Annotated in this window: 1 pseudogene; it reads right to left on the minus strand. The window is 59.6% G+C overall.

Annotated features, from left to right (window positions below):
• Positions 1 to 70: 70 nt before the first annotated feature.
• A pseudogene (locus DVK07_RS22970) lies at positions 71 to 706 on the minus strand (sugar ABC transporter substrate-binding protein); the annotation flags it as partial.

The following is a 706-nucleotide window of genomic DNA, read 5'->3' on the forward strand; positions in this document are numbered from 1 at the left end:
CACCTCGGATCCGGACCGTCGGAGGCTATCCGGCACGAGAGCATTCAGACGGGTTGTCGCGGTGGGGTTATTAGGCATAACTCTCTTCGATATCCTGTAGCTGTGTCTTGAGGTCGGTCATTCCCTGTTCGGGGGCTTTCTCCTGGGCGACCACGTTGTGGACCTCCCGAGAGATTACCGACGACTCCTGGAAGTAGATCGGTGTCACGGGGCGGGGGATAGCGTTCTCGGCGGCAATCGATAGTGTGTCTACGTACTGCCCCAGCAGCTCGTGTTGGGTCACGCTATCTTCGTTCAGGAGTGCCGGCTTCGGTGGTAGCTGGCCGGCGATGTCGAACCAGTTGAGATAGAACTCGTCGGTCATCACCGTGCGAAGCATCTCGAGTGCGGCATCGATGTTGTTGGAGTTGGGGTTGATCGCCAAGTTGTAGCCGGCCAGCGGCGACATCGGACCACCGATGCCGTCGTACTGCGACTCGGACGCCGAAGTGGCGTACGGATACGGCATCATTCCGAGCTTCTCGTTGATCTGACCGCGGAAGTTCTCGCTGGTCTGTAGGAACGGGATCGTCAAGGTCGAACCGGTGAACATCCCGAATGCGTTGTTGTTGAGGAACGGTTCGAGCGCGACGGTCCCTCGCCAGCCGAGTGCGTCGGTCGAGATGATATCGCCGGCGTACTCCTCGCTCAGCGAGTGGTCGTCGTC

The organism is Halorubrum sp. Atlit-26R (genome assembly GCF_003666015.1).
Lineage (GTDB): Archaea > Halobacteriota > Halobacteria > Halobacteriales > Haloferacaceae > Halorubrum.